The following is an 18,307-nucleotide window of genomic DNA, read 5'->3' on the forward strand; positions in this document are numbered from 1 at the left end:
AATTTTGCATGGCTTTGTGAAAGGCATTCACAGATGAAAGCTCCTTCAGCGGCAGACCTCTCGATCTTCCTGAGCGTGGCCAATCACCTGAACTTCAGCCGGGCGGCGGTCGAACTGGGCGTGACGCCTTCGGCGCTGAGCCATGCCGTGCGCACCCTGGAGAACCGGCTCGGGGTCCGGCTATTCAACCGCACCACCCGCAGCGTCGGCCTGACCGAGGCCGGCGAACGCCTGCGCGCGCGATTGCAACCGGCCTTTCGCGACATCGACGATGCCCTGGAAGACCTGAACAACTACCGCGACAAACCCTCGGGAAGCCTGCGCATCACCGCCGGACGCCAGGCCGCGGAACTGGTGCTGTTGCCGCTGGCCAGCGAATTCCTCGCGGCCTATCCGGACGTGAAACTGGAGATCGTGGCGGACGACGGCCTGGTGGATGTGGTCGCCGGCGGTTTTGATGCCGGTGTGCGCTTCGGTGCGCGGCTGGAGGCCGACATGGTCTCGCTGCCCATCGGCTCGTACCTGCGCTCGGTGGTCGTGGGCTCGCCAGCGTTCTTTGCCCGGCACGCCGTCCCGCACAAGCCCGAAGACCTGCATGGTCTGCCGTGCATCCGCCATCGCTTTCCCAGCGGATCGCTGTATCGCTGGGAGTTCGAACGTGGCGGCATTGCCGAGGAAATCGAAGTCGACGGTCCGTTGACCCTGGGCGATGTGAGCCTGATGGTCGGCCCGGCGTTGCAGGGCGTCGGCATCGCCTACCTCTTCGAAGACATGGTCAAGGCGCAGCTGGCCGACGGCAGTCTGGTACAAGTGCTGGGCGACTGGTGTCCCTACTATCCGGGGCTGCACCTGTATTACCCGAGTCGTCGCCATGTACCGGCGACGCTCAAGGCTTTCATCGAGTTCGTGCGCGCGGCCCGGGAATCGTAGGAGCCAAGGAACACCGCTTCCACATTGGGTGGCGGGTGTACCCGGAATTCAGTGGCGACAAATCACTACTGTGGGAGATTCTATGGTTGAGGGGAAGCCCTCATCTGGTTTTCGGCTGGTATTCGCTCTGTCCTTTCAACAGGGCGAATACCAGCCGAGCAAGCTTGCGGGCCAGCATCACCAGTGCCTGGGTGGTGCTGAAACCTCGGCTTCTTTGCTCCTGGTAAAACCCTTTCCAGGTCTCGGTACGACTCGCCGACATGGCCGCATTGTGCAAAAGCCGACGGGCCTCTGGATCGCCTCGCTTGGTCAAACTCCGGCGAGCGTCCTTTTGCCCTGATTTTGCCACCCGTAAATCCATTCCCAGAAAGGCGATGAAGGCATCTGCATTTCTGAAGTCTCCGCGCTGAAACGCTGTAATCAGGCGCGCACCGGTCAAAAATCCGATGCCTTCAACTTTCAGGCAACGTTTCAGCTGACCGAGCAAACCGGCTTCCTTGAGCTGATCGTTGATCGTCTTTTCGATCAGCGTCTCGAGCTGCTGCATGGACTTTATTTGCTCGGTAAAAGCCGCCTTCAGCAGGGGCTCATTCGACCAGCTTTGCACCAGTCCAACCCTTGCCTGGACCAAGGCGGCCCGACGGCGGAAAAGGCTCAGGAGCTGGCGGTATAGCGGTGACGGCGGGGTCCATGGGTGAAGCTCTTCCTGTTCATTTTTCAGATACCGAGCAAGTAGCTTGGCATCCAGCGCATCGGTTTTGGCGCGAATCTTCACACCTTCGCGGTAATGCTTGAGCTCATAACCGCCCACCATGTAAATCACGCAGCCGGCCTCATAGGCCAAGTCAGCGAACTCCAAGTGGTAGATATTGGTGGCTTCGATGGCAATAGCCACCGGCCCCGCCAATTCTTTTAACCATTTACCAATGGCTACCTTGTTGTTGGGGATTTTTTCGAGCAGGTCCAGTTCGGCGTGATAGATCACCAGTTCGTTCTTGGCGACATCCACGCCCACGATCGGCTTTAAGACTGGAACCGGCATTGCCATAGGATTTCCTCCGAGATATGGTTTTAAGCACTTGAAGGGCTCACCCAGGGGCGCAGGCTTGTTCCTATCGTCGGTCCTAGCCAGAAGCATTCTTTATCGGCGCTTGGGTGAAAGGAGGAGGGGCGAACTCTCCCACAGTCTGTACTGCGTCAACAGTCAGAATCGAGCCTTGTCCCTCCTCCTCCCTTCAAGTCCTACCATACAAGCGAGCCTGCTCGCGAAAGCGGTGGATCAGTCAGCATTAATGTTGAATGTGCCGGCCCCTTCGCGAGCAGGCTCGCTCCCACAAGGGATTTGTTGTGTTCCCGGGTTTTGTGTTCACCCACGTTCAACTGTGGGTGCGATCAGGGTTTGAGGTAGTCCAGGGTCTGCGCCGTGGTCCACAGGGCGTTGGCGATGTAGCGGTAGTTGATCAACGCCGCCAGGTAACCATCGCCTTCCGGGGTGGTCGGGCCGGCGGTGGCGTCACGGACCACGGCCACTTCAAAACCCTGCTCCAGCAGTTCACGCAAATGCGACTCGACACAGAGATTCGCCGCCATGCCCGCCAGAATGACCTGCGACACGCCGTGCTTGCGCAGTTGCAGCGCCAGGTCATTGGTTTCCGGGCCGTACACCTTGTGCGGCGAGGCAATGATGGTTTTACCGTCGAGGATGTATGGCTTGAACTCGGGCATGAAATCGGCACCGGAGTTTTCAAAACCGTCGAGGGTCAGCGGTCCCTGGCGATCGAACATGCAGATGCTGTGCATGACCTTTTCCAGCGGCCCGCCAAAGTGCCATTCGTGGTCGCACGGGTAGTAGTAATGCGGGGAAACCGCGACGGTGATGCCCGCGCCTTTGGCCGCGGCGAACAACTGGCCGAGGTGATTGACCACATCGTGCTCGACGATGCTCTTGCCGAATACGCCCCAGCTCACGCCCTCGGGGCTGAGGAAGTCGATCTGCGGGTCGATGACCACCAGCGCGGCGCGGGACAGGTCAAGCTTCATGCCCGGGTCCGGCAGCGCGGGCTCTGTCGGGTCGGCGTATTCGGCGGCGGTGCGGATCGAATCATGGCTCATGTAAACGGACTCCGGTGGTGGACGAGAAAAATCGCTGTGCGCCATGGCTCCCTGGAGGGGCGTTGATTACCATCGGCGAGCACTGCATCCTACGGCCGCGCCCTGCTCCACGTTTGCCAGGACGTACAGAGTCTTTACCCGGGCGTCTCCAACATGGATATCCTTTCCGAATTCTTCGAACGCACGCACCTGCAGGGCCGGCTGTTCTTCGCCGGTCCCGTGGACGGCACACTGGTGCTCGACAAACCGCCGGGCATGGCGTTTATCCATGTGATCAGTCGCGGCGATATCGACATGGTGCAGCCGGGATTGCCGAACATTTCCATCAACGAGCCCAGCGTGTTGTTTTGTCCCAGCAGTTGCCGTTATCAACTGCGCTCCAGCTCCGCGCAAGGTGCCGAACTGATCTGCGCCTCCTTCCAGTTCGGACGCAATGCCCTGCAACCTTTCCCGCTCGGGCTCAAGGAAACCCTGGTGTTTCCGTTCCGGCAGCTGGAAAACCTCACGCCCCTGCTCGGCACCCTGATCAACGAATTCCAGGACCAGGCCCCCGGCCGGACCAAGGCGCTCAACCTGCTGCTCGAATACCTCTTCGTGCAGCTGGTGCGGCGCTCGGTGATGGAAGGCAAGATCTCCGGCGGCCTGCTGTATGCCCTTCAGGATGGGCGCCTGGCGACGGTGTTCAGCCGGATTCACGAGGAACCGGAGGCACTCTGGACCGTAGAGAAGCTGGCTCATCTTGCGAACATGTCCCGGTCGAAATTCTCGGCGTGTTTCACCCGGATCATGCAGATCTCACCAATGGGCTACGTGACCGCCTGGCGCATGAAGCTGGCCCAGGACCTGCTGCGCGACGGGGTGCAGATCAAGGTGATAGCCGCGTCGGTGGGCTACAGTTCGCAAGCGTCATTCTCCAGGACCTTCCTCAACGTGGTGGGCAGCCCACCAGCCGAATGGCTCAAGCGCGATGCAAGCGGTGAAGATGCGCCCCAGGTCAAGGTGCGGGTGCTGCCCGACCAGCCCAATGATTTAACCAGCCACTAACTTGTCAGAGAGAAAACAGATGATCACTTGCTACCTGAAATACGTGCTCGACCCGTACAAGCTCGAAGCGTTCGAGCATTACGGCAAGCTGTGGATTCCGCTGGTGGAGAAATTCGGCGGCCAGCATCACGGCTACTTCCTGCCGTCCGAAGGCGCCAACAACATCGCCATGGCCATGTTCACCTTCCCCAGCCTGGCGGCTTACGAAACTTACCGGCAGCAGTCGGTGAGCGATCCGGAATGCATCGCCGCCTTCAAGTACGCCGAAGAAACCCGCTGCATCCTCAGCTATGAGCGCAGTTTTTTCAGGCCGGTCTTCGGTGACGCCAAACGCTGACCGACTAGCCTTGGGATGGCGCCTTGGCTGAAGGTGGCTTGGTCAAATCCAGGCAGTAGGTGTAGTAACCCGGATCACGCACCCACCCCAACGACTCATACAAACCCTGCGCGCTGTGATTGTCGGTGGCGGTTTCCAGGGTCATGCCTTTGGCGCCCATCAACCGGGCAAAGTCGCGGGCGGTGTTCATCAGCAGCGTACCGACGCCCTTGCCCCGGGCGGCGGGCGTGGTGAACAGATCGCCGAGCAGCCAGGTGCGATGAGCGTCGATGGAGGAAAAGGTCGGGAACATCTGCACGAAACCCAGGGTTTCGCCGCTGGTGTCCTCGGCATGGAAAATCACCGACTCGTCGCGGGCGATCCGTTCGGCAATGAAGGCGCGAGATTGCGGCAGGTTCGATGGCTGGCCGTAGAAGCCGCGATAGGCGTCGAATAACGGGGCGATTTTGTCGATGTGGGAAGCGTCGGCGCGCAGGGCCTGGATAGGCATGAGGGTGCTCCATTGCGGTCTCGGGGAGTTACAGACTAGCAATGGAAATGGTTTTCTTCCTGTGGGAGCGAGCCTGTTCGCGAAGGGGCCATAACATTCAACATTGATGTTGACTGGCCCATCGCTTTCGCGAGCAGGCTCGCTCCCACAGTTGAACTGGTTTCTCCATAACAATCAGGTCGATTCATAGGCCGCCTTCGCGGGCAAGCCCGCTCCCCACAGGGGATTGGGGATACCCGCGAAATCAAGTCAGACCCGCACGTTACGCCCCGGCAACGACGAGCGTTGGCTGCTTTCCCAGTTTTCCACCAGCCCCACCGGCACCTCCGATGCCGGCAGCATCGTCACCCCGCGAACCAGATCCGAAGCCCGCTCGGCCAGCATGATGGTCGGTGCATTGAGGTTGCCGTTCGGTTCGGTCGGGAACACCGAGGAGTCGATCACCCGCAACCCGGCAATGCCATGCACCCGCAACTCGGAATCCACCACCGCCATATCGTCCTCGCCCATGCGGCACGAGCCGCAAGGGTGGTAGGTGCTTTCGAGGTTTTCACGGACGAAGGCGTCGATCTGTTCATCGGTTTGCACCAGCGGACCGGGGGCGATTTCGCCGTCGCGGAAACGGTCCATCGCCTTCTGGCCGATGATCTCGCGCGTCAGGCGGATGCAGCGGCGGAAACCTTCGCGGTCTTCTTCGCGTTGCAGGTAGTTGAAGCGAATTTCCGGGTGTTCGTAAGGGTCAGCGGAACGGACCCGCACATAGCCGCGACTTTTCGGCTTGTTCGGCCCGGTGAGCACCATGAAGCCGTGGCCCTTGATCGGCTTGTTACCGTCGTAGCGCATGGCCGCCGGCAGAAAGTGGAACTGGATGTCCGGCCAGCGCAGGCCCTTGTCGGAGCGAATGAAACCACCGGCCTCGAAGTGGTTGGTAGCGCCCAGGCCATCCTTGAACAGCAGCCAGCGCAGGCCAATCAACAACTTGCTCAGCGGGTCCATTTTGCTGTTGAGCGTCACCGGTTCCTTGCAGCCGAACTGGATGTACACCTCGGCGTGATCCTGCAGGTTCTCCCCGACTCCCGGCAGGTCATGACGCACGACGATCCCGGCTTTGCGCAGGACTTCGGCCGGGCCGATGCCGGAGCGTTGCAGCAGGTGCGGCGAGCCGATGGGACCTGACGAAATCAACACTTCGCGGTTGCAATACACCTCGTGGGTCTGGCCATCGTGGTCATAGCGGATACCCACCGCGCGCTTGCCGTCGAGAATGATCTGCCGGGTCATGGCGTGGGTGATCACGGTCAGGTTCCGCCGCCCCATGGCGGGCCGCAGATAGGCATTGGCGGTAGAGCAGCGCACGCCATTCTTCACGGTCATGTGCATCGCACCAAAGCCTTCCTGCATGAAGCCGTTGCAGTCGTCGGTCTTGATGTAGCCCGCTTCGGCACCGGCTTCGACCCAGGCCCCGTACAGCGGGTTTTTCATGTGGTTGCCATTGGTGGTGTGCAGCGGCCCGGTTTGCCCGCGATAACTGTCACCCCCCGACTCGTAGCTCTCGGCCCGCTTGAAGTACGGCAGGCAATTCTTATAGCCCCAGCCTTGGGCACCGAGGGTTTCCCACTCGTCGAAGTCATAGGCGTGGCCACGGATGTAGACCAGGCCGTTGATCGACGATGACCCACCCAACACCTTGCCACGCGGGCAGTGAATGCGCCGGCCATTGAGGTAGGTTTCCGGCTCGGTTTCGTAGCGCCAGTTGTACTTTTTGGTGTTCATCGGAATCGAAAACGCACTGGGCATCTGGATCACCACACTGCGGTCGCTGCCACCGAATTCCAGCACCAGTACCGAGGTGCAAGGGTCTTCGCTCAGGCGGTTGGCCAACACACAACCGGCAGAGCCTGCGCCAATGATGATGTAGTCGTATTTTTGCGTAGCCATGATTTATCTCCGGACCGCCGACTCGTTGAACACACTGAGCGAGTCGCCGGTGGTGTATTGCGGGCAGGTTTTTTCGATGTGCTGGATGACGGTTTCTTCGCGCTTGAGATCGATCGAGCGGCTCAGCCAGTAGTACGCCAGCCCCGACACGATCAGCCCGACCAGCCAGGCGATGTCGATGCTGCCCAGCGCCTTGGCCAGCGGGCCGACATACACCTCACGCTGCTCGACGCCATCAAAGATGTAGAAGAACGGGATCATCGAGATGAAGCCGATGGCGTACGCGGCGATGCCACGCAGACCCCAGCTGCCGTAGAGGTTGCCGTGGGGCATGAAGAAATGCGGGATGGCGTAGCGGCCTTTGCGCACGAAGAAGTAGTCGGTGAGGTTGACCGAGGTCCACGGCACCAGGAAGTACAACATCACCACCAGATAGATACCGAGCACCGACAGGCCCTTGCCCGAGCTCTGGATGCTCAGGGCCACACCCAGTTGCAGCAGGATCACGAAAGCGATCGCCAGGATGCGTGCCTTGCGGGTCGGTTCGATGTGCTTGATCGAGTCGACGCAGGTCAATGTGGTCAGCTTGGCGCTGTAGATATTCATCGCGATCACCGGCAGGAACGCCAGGATGGTGATGACCACCACCGCCGTGCCCATCAGTGGCGACACGGTATTGCCGACTTGCCCCAGGGCCACCAGCACGTCGGTGGAGTGCAGGTGATCGGCCAGCCAGCCGCCAACGGAAATCATCCACGCGCCGGACAACGAGGCACCGAGGAACACCACGGCAATCAATTTGCCGCTGGAGGTGTTCTTCGGCAGGTAACGGGAGTAATCGGACACATAGGGGGCGTAAGCGATGTTGTAACTGGCCGCCGCCGCGAACTGGGCGATGAAACCGGTCCAGTTGAAGCCCAGCGGCGCCGGTGCCACTTCGCCGTCGGCGAGTGCCGGCAGCACCGCATCCGGCACCCAACCCATCAGCACCGCCAGGGTTACCAGACCGTACAGTGGCAGCGACAGGTACAACGCCCATTTGAAGCTGCGGTGCATCCAGTCATGTCCGAGAATCGCCAGCACCGCCGCCGGGATGGTCACCGCCACCGCAATCACGGTGGGGCTGAAACCGAACAGCGTGTGCAGCCCTTGCATCATCAGCACCAGGTTGACGATGTTGAAGCCGGCGAACACGAATAGCGTCGCCAACAACACCAGAATCACCCCGCGATAACCGAACTGCGCCCGGGATTGGATCATTTGCGGCAGGCCAAGGTGCGGGCCTTGCGAACCATGAAAGGCCATGAACAGCGTGCCGAACATGATGCCCAACGTGCCGGCGAGTGTGGTCCAGAGGGCGGTCAGGCCGACGCTGGGGCCGACGAAGCCGATGGTCATGGTGAAGAAGGTGAAGTTGCCGAGAAACCAGAACGGGCCCTGGCTCGACAGTTTGTCGGTGCGCTCGCTTTCCGGGATGAAATCGATGGAATGACTCTCGACCACGGACTTGTCGTCGAGGATGGACACACTCGGAGCAGGCTTGGCGTCAATGTTCATGATGGTCTCTTATTGTTGGAAGATCATGACGAGATAACCGCATTCTTTCGGGTGAACGACGTCCCTGTTGGAAGCCCTGTGAAGATCACTGTGGGAGCGAGCCTGCTCGCGAAGGCGATGTGTCAGGCGACGTTAATGCTGGATGTGCCCGCCTCTTCGCGAGCAGGCTCGCTCCCACAGGTGCTGTGTGGTGTTTCAGGGCAAGGTGATCCACACCGCCTTGGTTTCGAGCAGGTAATCGAGCTGCTCGGCACCCAGGTCCTTGCCGAACCCGGACTGCTTGTAGCCACCGAACGGCATCGACGGGTCGAGGGTGCCGTGGGCGTTGACGTAGACCGAGCCCGCCTGCAACCGTGGAATCAGGCTGTGCACCTTGCCCAGGTCGTTGGAATACAGGGCCGCCGCCAGGCCATAGGCCGAGTCGTTGGCCAGGGCCAGCGCCTCTTCTTCATCGTCGAAGGGCGCGGTCACCAGCACCGGGCCGAAGATTTCTTCCTGGACGATGCGCATGTCGTTGCGGCAATGGGCAAAGATCGTCGGCTCGACGAAATAGCCCGGACCTTCGACTGGCTGGCCGCCGTAGACCAGTTCGGCGCCTTCACGCTTGCCGGTTTCGATGTACTCGCTCACCCGCTGCTTCTGCTGGGCCGACACCAGCGGCCCGATGAAGCAGTCCGGATCCATGCCGGGCGCCATCTTCAACGTGCGGGTGTAGGCAATCAGTTCGCGCAGGAATTGGTCGTAGACGCTGCGATGCACATAGGCCCGCGTACCGGCGTCGCACACCTGCCCCGAGTTGAAAAACACACCGTTGGCGACCGCTTGCGCAGCGGCCGGGATGTCGGCATCGGCCAACACGATTACCGGTGATTTTCCTCCGAGTTCCAGGGTTAGTCGCTTCATTTCGTCCAGCGCGGCGCGGCCGACGGTGCGGCCCACCGGGGTCGAGCCGGTGAAGGTCAGTTTGTCGATGTCGGGGTGGGTGGCCATGGCCGCGCCGACCACGCTGCCGCGCCCGGTGACGATGTTGATCACACCGTCCGGAATCCCCGCTTGCTGCACCAGCTCGGCAAAACGCAGGGCCGACAGCGAGGTCAATTCGGCGGGTTTGACCACCACGGTGCAACCGGTGGCCAACGCCGCCCCGAGTTTCCAGGCCATGGTTTGCAGGGGGAAGTTCCACGGCACGATGGCGCCGACCACCCCCACCGCTTCCTTGCGCGTATAGGCCAGGTAATTGCCCGGCAGCGAAGGCTCCACGGTGCGCCCGTGGAGCTTGGTCGCCCAACCGGCAAAATAACGCAGGGTATCGACCGTGCCCTGGATGTCGACATCCTTGGCGAACGCGACTGACTTGCCCATGTCGATTGATTCGATCTCGGCCAGTTCGGCAGCGTTTTCTTCAATCAGGTCCGCCAGACGTCGCATCAGGCGTTCGCGCTCCGCCGGTTTGGCCTGGCGCCAGGCGCCGCCGTCAAACTGGGCGCGGGCGGCCTGCACCGCGCGGTCCAGATCCTCGACGGTGCCCATGGGAATGCGGGTGATCAGGCCTTCGGTCGATGGCTCGATGACTTCGGAGGTCTGGCCGTCGCTGGCCTCGACCCAGGCACCGCCGATGAACATTTTCTGCACCTTGCCGAGGAAGGTCTGGGTGGCTTCGCTGACGCCGTATTTCTGCAGGTAGCTTTTGACGATCGTGTCCATTGTCATGCTCTCAGGCCGGGGTGGCTTCGTGGATGGACTGCCGCGCTTGGGCGCGTTCGTGAAAGATGAAACCGATGCTGTTGAGCAGCAGTTGCGCGGCGAGAATCGAGGTCATGCCGGTCGGGTCGTAGACGGGTGCTACCTCCACCAGGTCCATGCCGACAATGTTGCCTTTGCTGCGTTTGGCCAGGGCCTGGATGATTTCCAGCACTTCGTAGTAGAGGAAGCCGCCGTGGCTGGGGGTGCCGGTGCCGGGGGCGATGGACGGGTCGAAACCGTCGATGTCGATGGTGATGTAGTAATTGATGTTCTGCGGGATCAGCGCCAGCACCCCGTCGACGCCCAAGCGACGAACATCGCGCACCGAAAGGATTTTCGAACCCGCCGCATGGGCCGCTTCGTAGTCATCGCGGTTGGACGACGACACGTTGCGGATGCCCATCTGGGTCATGCCGACAATGTGGTTCATTTCCGAGGCGCGACGCAGCGGATTGCCGTGGCCGTAGCGCACGCCGTGGCGCTCGTCGACGAAATCCAGGTGCGCATCGAAGTGGATGATGTGGATCGGTCCACGACCCTCGAACGCCTTGATCACCGGCGCGTGCACCGAGTGATCGCCACCGAGCACCACCGGCATGACCCCGGCATCGAGGATCTTGCGCACGGCGTATTCGGTGTTTTCGTTGCTGGTGACCATGTCGGTGTGGACGATGTCGGCATCACCGACGTCGACCATGCGCACGTCGGCGGCGGTCAGGTACATGACGTCATCTTCGTGGTCGTAGGCGCCGGCATGGCCGAAGGAAAACAGCGTCGATGCCTCGCGAATGCCCCGTGGCCCGAAGCGTGCGCCGGAGCGCCACTGGGTGCCCATGTCATTGGGCACGCCGAGCACCGCCACGTCCGCGTCCAGGGCATCCCAGTCGGTGCACACCGGGGATTTGCCGAAGGTGCAATGCCCCACGAAGGGCAGGTTCAGGCGGCCGGATTCATAACCGTTGTTCGACATTTCAAGCCTCTCCACTTCTTGTTATCGGCTTGGCGGACTGCAGGGCGACCGCCGTTGGAGTGACTATGGGCGCAGCTTTTCGTGGAAAAAATGCTAAACATCAGATACTCATATCGGCATTGCCGATGCATCCACACACGGGAGGTCCAGGGTGATTCAACTGCACGATGTCGACCTGAAGTTGCTTCGGGTGTTTGCCACGATTGTCCGCTGTGGCGGTTTTTCCGCGGCGCAAGCGGCGTTGAACGCCGGCCAGTCGACCATCAGCGAACAGATGACTCACCTGGAGACCCGGCTCGGGGTCAAGCTCTGCCAGCGCGGGCGCAGTGGCTTTCGCCTCACCGAGCAAGGCGTGGCGATACATGAAGCCACCCAGCGCCTGCTCTCGGCGGTGGAAAATTTCTGCATGGACGCCGACGTGCTCAAGCAGCACATCAGCGGCAAGCTCAACCTGGGGATCATCGACACCACCATCACCGACCCTGACTCGCCGATCCCGCGCACCACCCAGCGCTTCGTCTCGCGGGGGCACGATGTGCACCTCAGCGTCTACGTCGGCGAACCCGCGGAACTGGAGGAACGGGTACTCGACGGTCGCTTGCACCTGGCCATCGGGCACTTCCCGATCCATGTGCCGGGGCTGTTGCATTCGCCGCTGTATCAGGAAGCCCTGGGGCTGTATTGCGGGCGGCGCCATCCACTGTTCGGCAGCCAGGCCGAAGGCGATGAACTGCTCGAAGAGATCAGCACCAGCCGCATTGTCGTGCGCGGCTACATGCAGCAATACGATCTGGAGCACCTGGGCGTCAGCAAGGCGGCGGCGACCGTGGACAATATCGAGGCACTGGCGATCCTGATCATCTCCGGCGCCTACCTGGGCTTTTTACCGGCCCACTTCGCCGCCCAGTGGATCAAGTCCGGCGAGATGCATCAGCTTGCCCCGCAGAGTCTTCAATTGATGTCGCCGTTCGACGTGATCACCCGGCGCGGCACGGCGCCACCGCCGATTCTTCAGGCGTTCCTCGAAGACCTGGCGGCCTGTTCGCGTAAAGCGCCACCACCCGAGAAGCGCTGACGGATTTTCCTTTGTGGGAGCTGTATGCAAATCGCTACACCGTAGTGAAATCAAGACAAGCCCCTGATAACCCGCCTGGCCCGGACTTCGCTCGCCAATGCCTGCATGGCTGTATTGATTTCAATACGGAACGCCTGCGCCACTCAATCAAAAAAACACGTAAGTCTTTGTTTTAAAACACATAATCAATACTGGCATCGCCCTTGCGAACAACAACGTCCAACAACAACGAAACCCTGTAGGAGCGATGCTTGCTCGCGATGGCCGTTACGCGGTCTATCTGATGAACCGCGTCATCGTTCATCGCGAGCAAGCTTTGCTCCCACAGGAGTACAACCAAGGGGACTCCACCATGTTCAGCAAGCACGACCAGATCAAAGGCTACGACGACGCACTGCTGGCGGCGATGAACGCCGAAGACGCTCGGCAGGAACACCACATCGAGTTGATCGCCTCGGAAAACTACACCAGCCAGCGGGTGATGGAGGCGCAAGGCAGCGGCCTGACCAACAAGTACGCCGAGGGTTATCCGGGCAAGCGCTATTACGGTGGCTGCGAACACGTCGACGTGGTTGAGCAACTGGCCATCGACCGCGCCAAACAACTGTTCGGCGCCGATTACGCCAACGTGCAACCGCACTCCGGCAGCCAGGCCAACGCCGCGGTTTATCTGGCGTTGCTGCAAGCCGGTGACACCGTGCTGGGGATGAGCCTGGCCCACGGCGGCCACCTGACCCACGGTGCCAAGGTGAGTTTTTCCGGCAAGCTGTACAACGCCGTGCAGTACGGCATTGACACCGCGACCGGACTGATCGACTACGACGAAGTCGAACGCCTGGCGGTGGAGCATCAACCGAAGATGATCATTGCCGGGTTCTCCGCTTATTCGAAGACCCTGGACTTCCCGCGTTTTCGTGAGATTGCTGACAAGGTAGGCGCGTACCTGTTCGTGGACATGGCCCACGTCGCCGGGCTGGTGGCGACCGGCCTGTACCCGAATCCGATCCCGTTCGCCGACGTGGTCACCACCACGACCCACAAGACCCTGCGTGGTCCCCGTGGCGGGCTGATCCTGGCCAGGGCCAATGCCGAACTGGAGAAAAAGCTCAATGCCGCGGTGTTTCCCGGTGGCCAGGGTGGTCCTTTGATGCATGTGATCGCGGCCAAGGCCGTGTGCTTCAAGGAAGCGCTGGAACCGGCATTCAAGAGCTATCAGGCGCAAGTGATCCGCAATGCCCAGGCGATGGCGCAGGTCTTTGTCGAACGGGGCTACGACGTGGTGTCCGGTGGCACCGACAACCATCTGTTCCTGGTCAGCCTGATTCGCCAGGGCCTGACCGGCAAGGACGCCGACGCCGCCCTCGGCCGTGCCGGCATCACTGTGAACAAGAACGCCGTGCCCAATGATCCGCAATCGCCGTTCGTGACTTCCGGCCTGCGCATCGGTACACCGGCAATCACCAGTCGCGGTTTCAAGGAAGCCCAGAGTATCGAGCTGGCAGGCTGGATCTGCGACATCCTCGATCACCTGGGCGATGCCGAAGTCGAAGCGCGAGTCGCCCGCCAGGCCGCGGCCATGTGCAGCGATTTCCCGGTCTATCGCGACTGATTTGCAGCGCATTCCCTTGTGGGAGCGAGCCTGCTCGCGAATGCGGTATGTCGGCTACATTGATGTCGACTGACAGGACCTCATCGCGAGCAAGCTCGCTCCCACAGGTTTCGTACCGACTGATCTCCCTGTAGGCGCTGGCTCGCCAGCGAAGACGGCGGCACAATCAGCCTCTGAGTTGGCTGACTGTCCGTTTTTTCGCTGGCAAGCCAGCGCCTACAGTGCATTTTCGGAGGCCCGGCACGATGCCATTTGCAGCTCGATCACTGCTCCTGTTCCTGAGCCTCACCCTGCCCTGCCTCGCCCATGCTGAAGACAGGCCCGCGCACATGGTGTATTTGCGCACGGTCGATCCCGGCATCGAGCAGGACATCCGCTATGCCGGCGCACACAATTTCACCGGTCATGCACTCGACGGCTACGAAGCGCCAGAGTGCCTGTTGTCGCTGGACGCCGCCAGGGCCCTCGCCCGGGTGCAATCGACACTGCGGGCGCAAGGCTATGGTTTGAAAGTATTCGACTGCTATCGCCCCAGTCGGGCGGTCGCGGACATGGGCCGTTTTGCGACGCAGCCGGGTGATCCGCGCAAGGCCGAGTTCTATCCACGGGTGGACAAGCAGGACTTCTGGCGCCTGGGCTACGTGGCACGGGTGTCCAATCACTCCAAAGGCGGCACTGTCGACCTGACACTGACCGGTCCCGACGCCCTGCCCGCCGACAGCTGGACGCCTTCAGCCACCCCCGTCGATTGCACGGCACCTTATGGTCAGCGCTGGCACGACGGCGCCGTCGACATGGGCACCGGCTTCGACTGCTTCGATGAGCGCGCCCATACCGACACCACGTTGATCAATGCCACCGCCCTGGAAAATCGCCAGCGGCTCACCCGTGCCATGGAGCAAGAGGGATTCACCGGCTACTCCGCCGAGTGGTGGCATTTCACATACACGCGGGATGCGTCGTTGAAGACGGTCATGGACTTCCCCATCACCCCGCTTGAGTCCACACCATGAACCGGTTGCTCAAGGCATGCGCCCTGCTGCTGTTGCCCTGTGCAGCCATGGCCCAGGGGCTCGACGACAGTCGGCAATTGATCGTCGTCACCAGCAAGGACTGGAATGACACTCAGGCCACCGCCCAACGATACGAACGCCACGGCAACACCTTTGAAAAATTCGAGGCACCGTTTCCGGTGGTGCTGGGCAAAAACGGCATGGCCTGGGGCAAGGGCCTCAACAGCGTTGCAGAACGCCAGGGACCGCTCAAACAGGAAGGCGACGGCAAGGCCCCGGCCGGGATGTTCAAGCTGGGCACGGCATTCGGCTATGCCCCAACGGCTGAAACCCGACTGCCCTACCTCGCGCTGACAACCGCCATCGAATGCGTGGATGACAGCCAGTCCAAACGCTACAACCAACTGGTCGATGGCTCGACAGTCGACAAGGACTGGAACAGTTCCGAGCGCATGCGGCGCAACGATGACATGTATCGCCAAGGCATTTTCATCGAGCACAACACCCCGGCGTCCCCCGCCGCGGGCTCCTGCATTTTCTTCCACATCTGGCGCGGCCCCACGATGCCGACAATGGGCTGTACCGCCATGGCGCCAGCGGATATCGCGCGCTTGTTCAGTTGGCTGGACCCGCGCCAGTCCCCGCTGCTGGTGCAATTGCCCGAGGCTGAATACCAACGCTTGCGTGAGCGCTGGCAGCTGCCCGAGCGTTGAACTACCTGTGGGAGCGAGCCTGCTCGCGAATGCGGTGTATCAGCCACATCAATGCTGAATGTGCCGACGTCTTCGCGAGCAGGCTCGCTCCCACAGGTTCAACGGAGCAGTGTTGCCCTTCTCGATCGTCGAAATGATGGATGGCGGGCGCCTGGTTTTGCGTAGCTTGCGTGCTGTTTCGACAAACGGCGTCACGATAAGGCTGTAGACCGTCAGGTAACGTTCGTGATCCGCCTCGCCGGTGCCGAAGCGGATCGCCTCGGGCTGCGACTGCGTGACGTAGAGTGTGCCGAACATCCAGTCCCAGAGTGACAGGTTGATCCCGAAATTTTTGTTGAAGTGCCGAGGGGCGTCGCTGTGGTGGATCTGGTGCTGGGCCGGGCTGTTGAGCACGTGCTCGACCACCGGCCCGAACGACAGCCAGACATGGCTGTGTCGCAGGTTGGCCGCCAGCGCGTTGAGGATGAACACCACGTAGGTCACGCCGAACAGCGTGTAGCGGCTGATCTCCCCGCCGCAGGCGTACCAGAAGAGGCCGGCAAAGGCGCTGAGGAACACGATATCGATCAGCCGCTCGATCATTTTCTCGATGAAATGCACCCGACTGGCCGTGACCGGCACCAGCACCGGCGCCGAATGATGGACTTTGTGAAACGCCCACAGGTAGCGGGAATGGTAGGCGCGATGGGCCCAGTAATGGATAAAGTCCTGCACGAGGAACACACCCAGCCCGTAGGCCAGGGTCAGTGCCAGGTGTTCTTCCACTTGCACCCGCGCGCCCCAAAGGTGCGTGAAGAAACGCATGTAGTCGCCGGAGCGCAGCACGTAGGGGTCGACCAGGCCAACAATGGGCACCACCAGCACGACTCGGAGGATCGCCCGCACAAAGTAGTAGCGGTAATCGAGCAATGCCGATGGATGTAAATGCACCCGGTTGCCGCCAATGAACTGCCAGAAAGAACGGGCGTCGGTCAGCCCGCGGGATCTGCGCACGCGGAACAGACCATAGGCAACGGCATAGGACGTGAAGAGAAAGGCGATACACAGACGGCCATTGAGATCGAAAAGGCCAAGGAATTGCTCGCTGACAGGGGCGATCACCCACCTGAACAGGTATTGGTAGAGTGGTGCGAGAACATCCATGACCGGCCTCATAACTGTAGGAGCGAGCTCGCTCGCGAAAAAATCAAACGCGCCGCCGGGCATCTGGTTTTACGCGTAATCGTTCACCACCATCGCGAGCGAGCTCGCTCCTACAGGGTTCGCGCTGTACCACCGAATGAAGACGTGATTGCGGATGTATCTTATTCAGGCTCTGGAGCTGCGGTCAACCGGCACGATCACTGCCGAGGTCCGGGCCAAGAGGTAATACAGAACACCCGGCACCACCAGCCCCACGATCCAGGACACGTCCACGCCGCCGAGCCATGCGACCATCGGTCCTGAATAGAAATGGGTGTCGACGAAAGGTAGCTGAATCAGCACGCCAATGACGTAGACGCTGATCCCCAGCAGGTTCCAGCGACCGTACCGCCCCGCCGGATCGGACAAGGCCGGGATGTCGTAGCGCTCCTTGTTGATGAAGTAGTAATCCACCAGGTTGATCGCGCTCCAGGGGGTGAAGAACGTCAGTAAGAACAGGATGAAATACTTGAAGCTGTTCAAGAACGAGTACTGCCCCAGCAACGCCAACGTGGTGGACGCCGCGACAATCACCAGTACGAACACCATGCGCTGGCCGGCACTGAATTCCAGACGACTGCGGAAACCGGTGATGATGGTAGCTACGCACATGAAGCTGCCGTAGGCGTTGAGGGTCGACACCGTGACCTTGCCGAACACCACGCTCAAGTACAGCAAGGAGGCCATCACCCCGGTACTGCCCAGACCGACGATGGTCGCCACTTCGTGACCGCGGAAGTTCGCTCCCGCCAATGCCGCGGCGAACACCCCCAGCACCATCGAAGCCTGGGCGCCGAGCACTGTACCGAGGCCAACGGCGGTGAAGGTTTTCCAGGATGAGGTCTTGCTCGGCAGGTAGCGTGAGTAATCGGCCACATACGGGCCGAACGCGATCTGCCAGGACGCGGAAAGCGACACCGCCAGCAGGAAGGTGCTCCAGGCGAAATGGCGATTTTCCAGCAGCAGGCCGATATCGTTGAGGGTCATCAACCGGGTAAACAGATAGACGAACGCGATGACGCCCAGCACGCTGGCTATCCGCCCCACCAGATGGATCACCCGGTAACCGAACATCGTCAGCAAGGCGATACAGGCGGCGAAAATCAGGATGCCGGCACTGTCGCTGACACTGATCAACTGCGCAATCGCCTGCCCCGACAACACGGCGCCGGTGGCGCTGAAGCCGAGGTACATCAGGCACACGAGGACAATCGGGATCGCCGCGCCGTACACCCCGAACTGCATGCGACTGGAGATCATCTGCGGCAACCCGAGCTTCGGCCCTTGCGCCGCGTGCAGCGCCACCACGGTTCCGCCGAGTACCTGGCCGATCAACAAACCGATGAGCGACCAGAACACATCACCGCCCAACACCACGGCCAGTGCCCCGGTGACGATGGCGGTGATCTGCAAATTGGCCCCGAGCCACAGGGTGAACTGGCTGTACAGGCTGCCATGTCGCTCGGCTTCGGGGATGTAATCGATCGAACGGGTTTCGATCAGGGGACTGCGTTGCTGGGTCATTATTCTTGTTCTCTTCCAAATTGGACGGCATCACACATTCCAATTGTGGGAGCGAGCCTGCTCGCGAAGG

16 protein-coding genes are annotated in these 18,307 nt (G+C 61.0%); 7 read left to right on the top strand and 9 right to left on the bottom strand.

What is annotated here, in order from left to right; all coding sequences use genetic code 11:
• The first annotated feature begins 33 nt into the window (after positions 1–33).
• Entirely contained in the window at positions 34–930 is an 897-nt protein-coding gene (locus LAB08_RS19410; protein ID WP_096510173.1) for a LysR family transcriptional regulator, read from the top strand.
• Positions 931–1,030: 100 nt separating this feature from the next.
• Here the strand turns inward: LAB08_RS19410 and LAB08_RS19415 are convergent, their stop codons facing one another.
• Positions 1,031–1,978: an IS110 family transposase gene (locus tag LAB08_RS19415; protein WP_217910633.1), complete on the bottom strand. Its 948-nt coding sequence runs from the start codon at positions 1,976–1,978 to the stop codon at positions 1,031–1,033.
• A 344-nt stretch (positions 1,979–2,322) separates the two neighbouring features.
• On the bottom strand, positions 2,323–3,042 hold the full coding sequence (locus LAB08_RS19420; protein WP_096510172.1) for a cysteine hydrolase family protein: 720 nt from the start codon (positions 3,040–3,042) through the stop codon (positions 2,323–2,325).
• Between the two features lie 153 nt (positions 3,043–3,195).
• On the opposite strand from LAB08_RS19420, the gene LAB08_RS19425 reads away from it, so the two are divergent.
• A complete protein-coding gene (locus LAB08_RS19425; protein ID WP_096510171.1) occupies positions 3,196–4,086 on the top strand; it encodes a helix-turn-helix transcriptional regulator in 891 nt (296 codons plus the stop codon).
• 19 nt (positions 4,087–4,105) lie between these two features.
• Positions 4,106–4,423, top strand: coding sequence for an NIPSNAP family protein (locus tag LAB08_RS19430; protein WP_096510170.1), 318 nt, complete (start codon positions 4,106–4,108; stop codon positions 4,421–4,423).
• A gap of 4 nt (positions 4,424–4,427) precedes the next feature.
• Here the strand turns inward: LAB08_RS19430 and LAB08_RS19435 are convergent, their stop codons facing one another.
• From LAB08_RS19435 to speB, 5 genes are all read right to left on the bottom strand, one after another.
• Complete coding sequence (locus LAB08_RS19435; protein WP_096510169.1) at positions 4,428–4,913, bottom strand: GNAT family N-acetyltransferase; 486 nt, start codon at positions 4,911–4,913, stop codon at positions 4,428–4,430.
• A 249-nt stretch (positions 4,914–5,162) separates the two neighbouring features.
• On the bottom strand, positions 5,163–6,851 hold the full coding sequence (betA, locus tag LAB08_RS19440) for a choline dehydrogenase (RefSeq protein WP_096510168.1): 1,689 nt from the start codon (positions 6,849–6,851) through the stop codon (positions 5,163–5,165).
• A 3-nt stretch (positions 6,852–6,854) separates the two neighbouring features.
• Entirely contained in the window at positions 6,855–8,408 is a 1,554-nt protein-coding gene (locus tag LAB08_RS19445; protein ID WP_096510167.1) for a purine-cytosine permease family protein, read from the bottom strand.
• A 195-nt stretch (positions 8,409–8,603) separates the two neighbouring features.
• A complete protein-coding gene (locus LAB08_RS19450) occupies positions 8,604–10,112 on the bottom strand; it encodes an aldehyde dehydrogenase family protein (RefSeq protein ID WP_096510166.1) in 1,509 nt (502 codons plus the stop codon).
• 10 nt (positions 10,113–10,122) lie between these two features.
• Complete coding sequence (gene speB, locus LAB08_RS19455) at positions 10,123–11,121, bottom strand: agmatinase (RefSeq protein WP_096510165.1); 999 nt, start codon at positions 11,119–11,121, stop codon at positions 10,123–10,125.
• Between the two features lie 151 nt (positions 11,122–11,272).
• Between speB and LAB08_RS19460 the strand changes: the two genes are divergently transcribed.
• The 4 genes from LAB08_RS19460 (at position 11,273) to LAB08_RS19475 (ending at position 15,531) form a co-directional block, all read left to right on the top strand.
• On the top strand, positions 11,273–12,196 hold the full coding sequence (locus LAB08_RS19460) for a LysR family transcriptional regulator (RefSeq protein WP_096510164.1): 924 nt from the start codon (positions 11,273–11,275) through the stop codon (positions 12,194–12,196).
• A gap of 352 nt (positions 12,197–12,548) precedes the next feature.
• The gene (gene glyA / locus LAB08_RS19465) at positions 12,549–13,805 is read left to right on the top strand and encodes a serine hydroxymethyltransferase (RefSeq protein WP_096515295.1); all 1,257 of its coding nucleotides are present in this window, start codon (positions 12,549–12,551) and stop codon (positions 13,803–13,805) included.
• A 245-nt stretch (positions 13,806–14,050) separates the two neighbouring features.
• The gene (locus tag LAB08_RS19470) at positions 14,051–14,818 is read left to right on the top strand and encodes a M15 family metallopeptidase (protein WP_096510163.1); all 768 of its coding nucleotides are present in this window, start codon (positions 14,051–14,053) and stop codon (positions 14,816–14,818) included.
• Positions 14,815–15,531, top strand: a complete 717-nt coding sequence (locus LAB08_RS19475; protein WP_096510162.1) for a L,D-transpeptidase family protein — start codon at positions 14,815–14,817, stop codon at positions 15,529–15,531. The genes LAB08_RS19470 and LAB08_RS19475 overlap by 4 nt, the downstream gene beginning before the upstream one ends.
• Positions 15,532–15,579: 48 nt before the next feature.
• On the opposite strand, the gene LAB08_RS19480 is transcribed toward LAB08_RS19475, so the two are convergent.
• Entirely contained in the window at positions 15,580–16,674 is a 1,095-nt protein-coding gene (locus LAB08_RS19480) for a sterol desaturase family protein (RefSeq protein ID WP_096510161.1), read from the bottom strand.
• A 165-nt stretch (positions 16,675–16,839) separates the two neighbouring features.
• A complete protein-coding gene (locus LAB08_RS19485; protein ID WP_096510160.1) occupies positions 16,840–18,237 on the bottom strand; it encodes a purine-cytosine permease family protein in 1,398 nt (465 codons plus the stop codon).
• Between the last annotated feature and the right edge of the window lie 70 nt (positions 18,238–18,307).

The organism is Pseudomonas izuensis (genome assembly GCF_002356535.2).
GTDB classification, from domain to species: domain Bacteria; phylum Pseudomonadota; class Gammaproteobacteria; order Pseudomonadales; family Pseudomonadaceae; genus Aquipseudomonas; species Aquipseudomonas izuensis.

Coding starts and splice junctions, on each gene's coding strand:
- LAB08_RS19410 (WP_096510173.1), top strand. CDS start 34: ATGAAAGCTCCTTCAGCGGCAGACCTCTCGATCTTCCTGAGCGTGGCC.
- LAB08_RS19415 (WP_217910633.1), bottom strand. CDS start 1,978: ATGGCAATGCCGGTTCCAGTCTTAAAGCCGATCGTGGGCGTGGATGTC.
- LAB08_RS19420 (WP_096510172.1), bottom strand. CDS start 3,042: ATGAGCCATGATTCGATCCGCACCGCCGCCGAATACGCCGACCCGACA.
- LAB08_RS19425 (WP_096510171.1), top strand. CDS start 3,196: ATGGATATCCTTTCCGAATTCTTCGAACGCACGCACCTGCAGGGCCGG.
- LAB08_RS19430 (WP_096510170.1), top strand. CDS start 4,106: ATGATCACTTGCTACCTGAAATACGTGCTCGACCCGTACAAGCTCGAA.
- LAB08_RS19435 (WP_096510169.1), bottom strand. CDS start 4,913: ATGCCTATCCAGGCCCTGCGCGCCGACGCTTCCCACATCGACAAAATC.
- betA (WP_096510168.1), bottom strand. CDS start 6,851: ATGGCTACGCAAAAATACGACTACATCATCATTGGCGCAGGCTCTGCC.
- LAB08_RS19445 (WP_096510167.1), bottom strand. CDS start 8,408: ATGAACATTGACGCCAAGCCTGCTCCGAGTGTGTCCATCCTCGACGAC.
- LAB08_RS19450 (WP_096510166.1), bottom strand. CDS start 10,112: ATGGACACGATCGTCAAAAGCTACCTGCAGAAATACGGCGTCAGCGAA.
- speB (WP_096510165.1), bottom strand. CDS start 11,121: ATGTCGAACAACGGTTATGAATCCGGCCGCCTGAACCTGCCCTTCGTG.
- glyA (WP_096515295.1), top strand. CDS start 12,549: ATGTTCAGCAAGCACGACCAGATCAAAGGCTACGACGACGCACTGCTG.
- LAB08_RS19470 (WP_096510163.1), top strand. CDS start 14,051: ATGCCATTTGCAGCTCGATCACTGCTCCTGTTCCTGAGCCTCACCCTG.
- LAB08_RS19475 (WP_096510162.1), top strand. CDS start 14,815: ATGAACCGGTTGCTCAAGGCATGCGCCCTGCTGCTGTTGCCCTGTGCA.
- LAB08_RS19480 (WP_096510161.1), bottom strand. CDS start 16,674: ATGGATGTTCTCGCACCACTCTACCAATACCTGTTCAGGTGGGTGATC.
- LAB08_RS19485 (WP_096510160.1), bottom strand. CDS start 18,237: ATGACCCAGCAACGCAGTCCCCTGATCGAAACCCGTTCGATCGATTAC.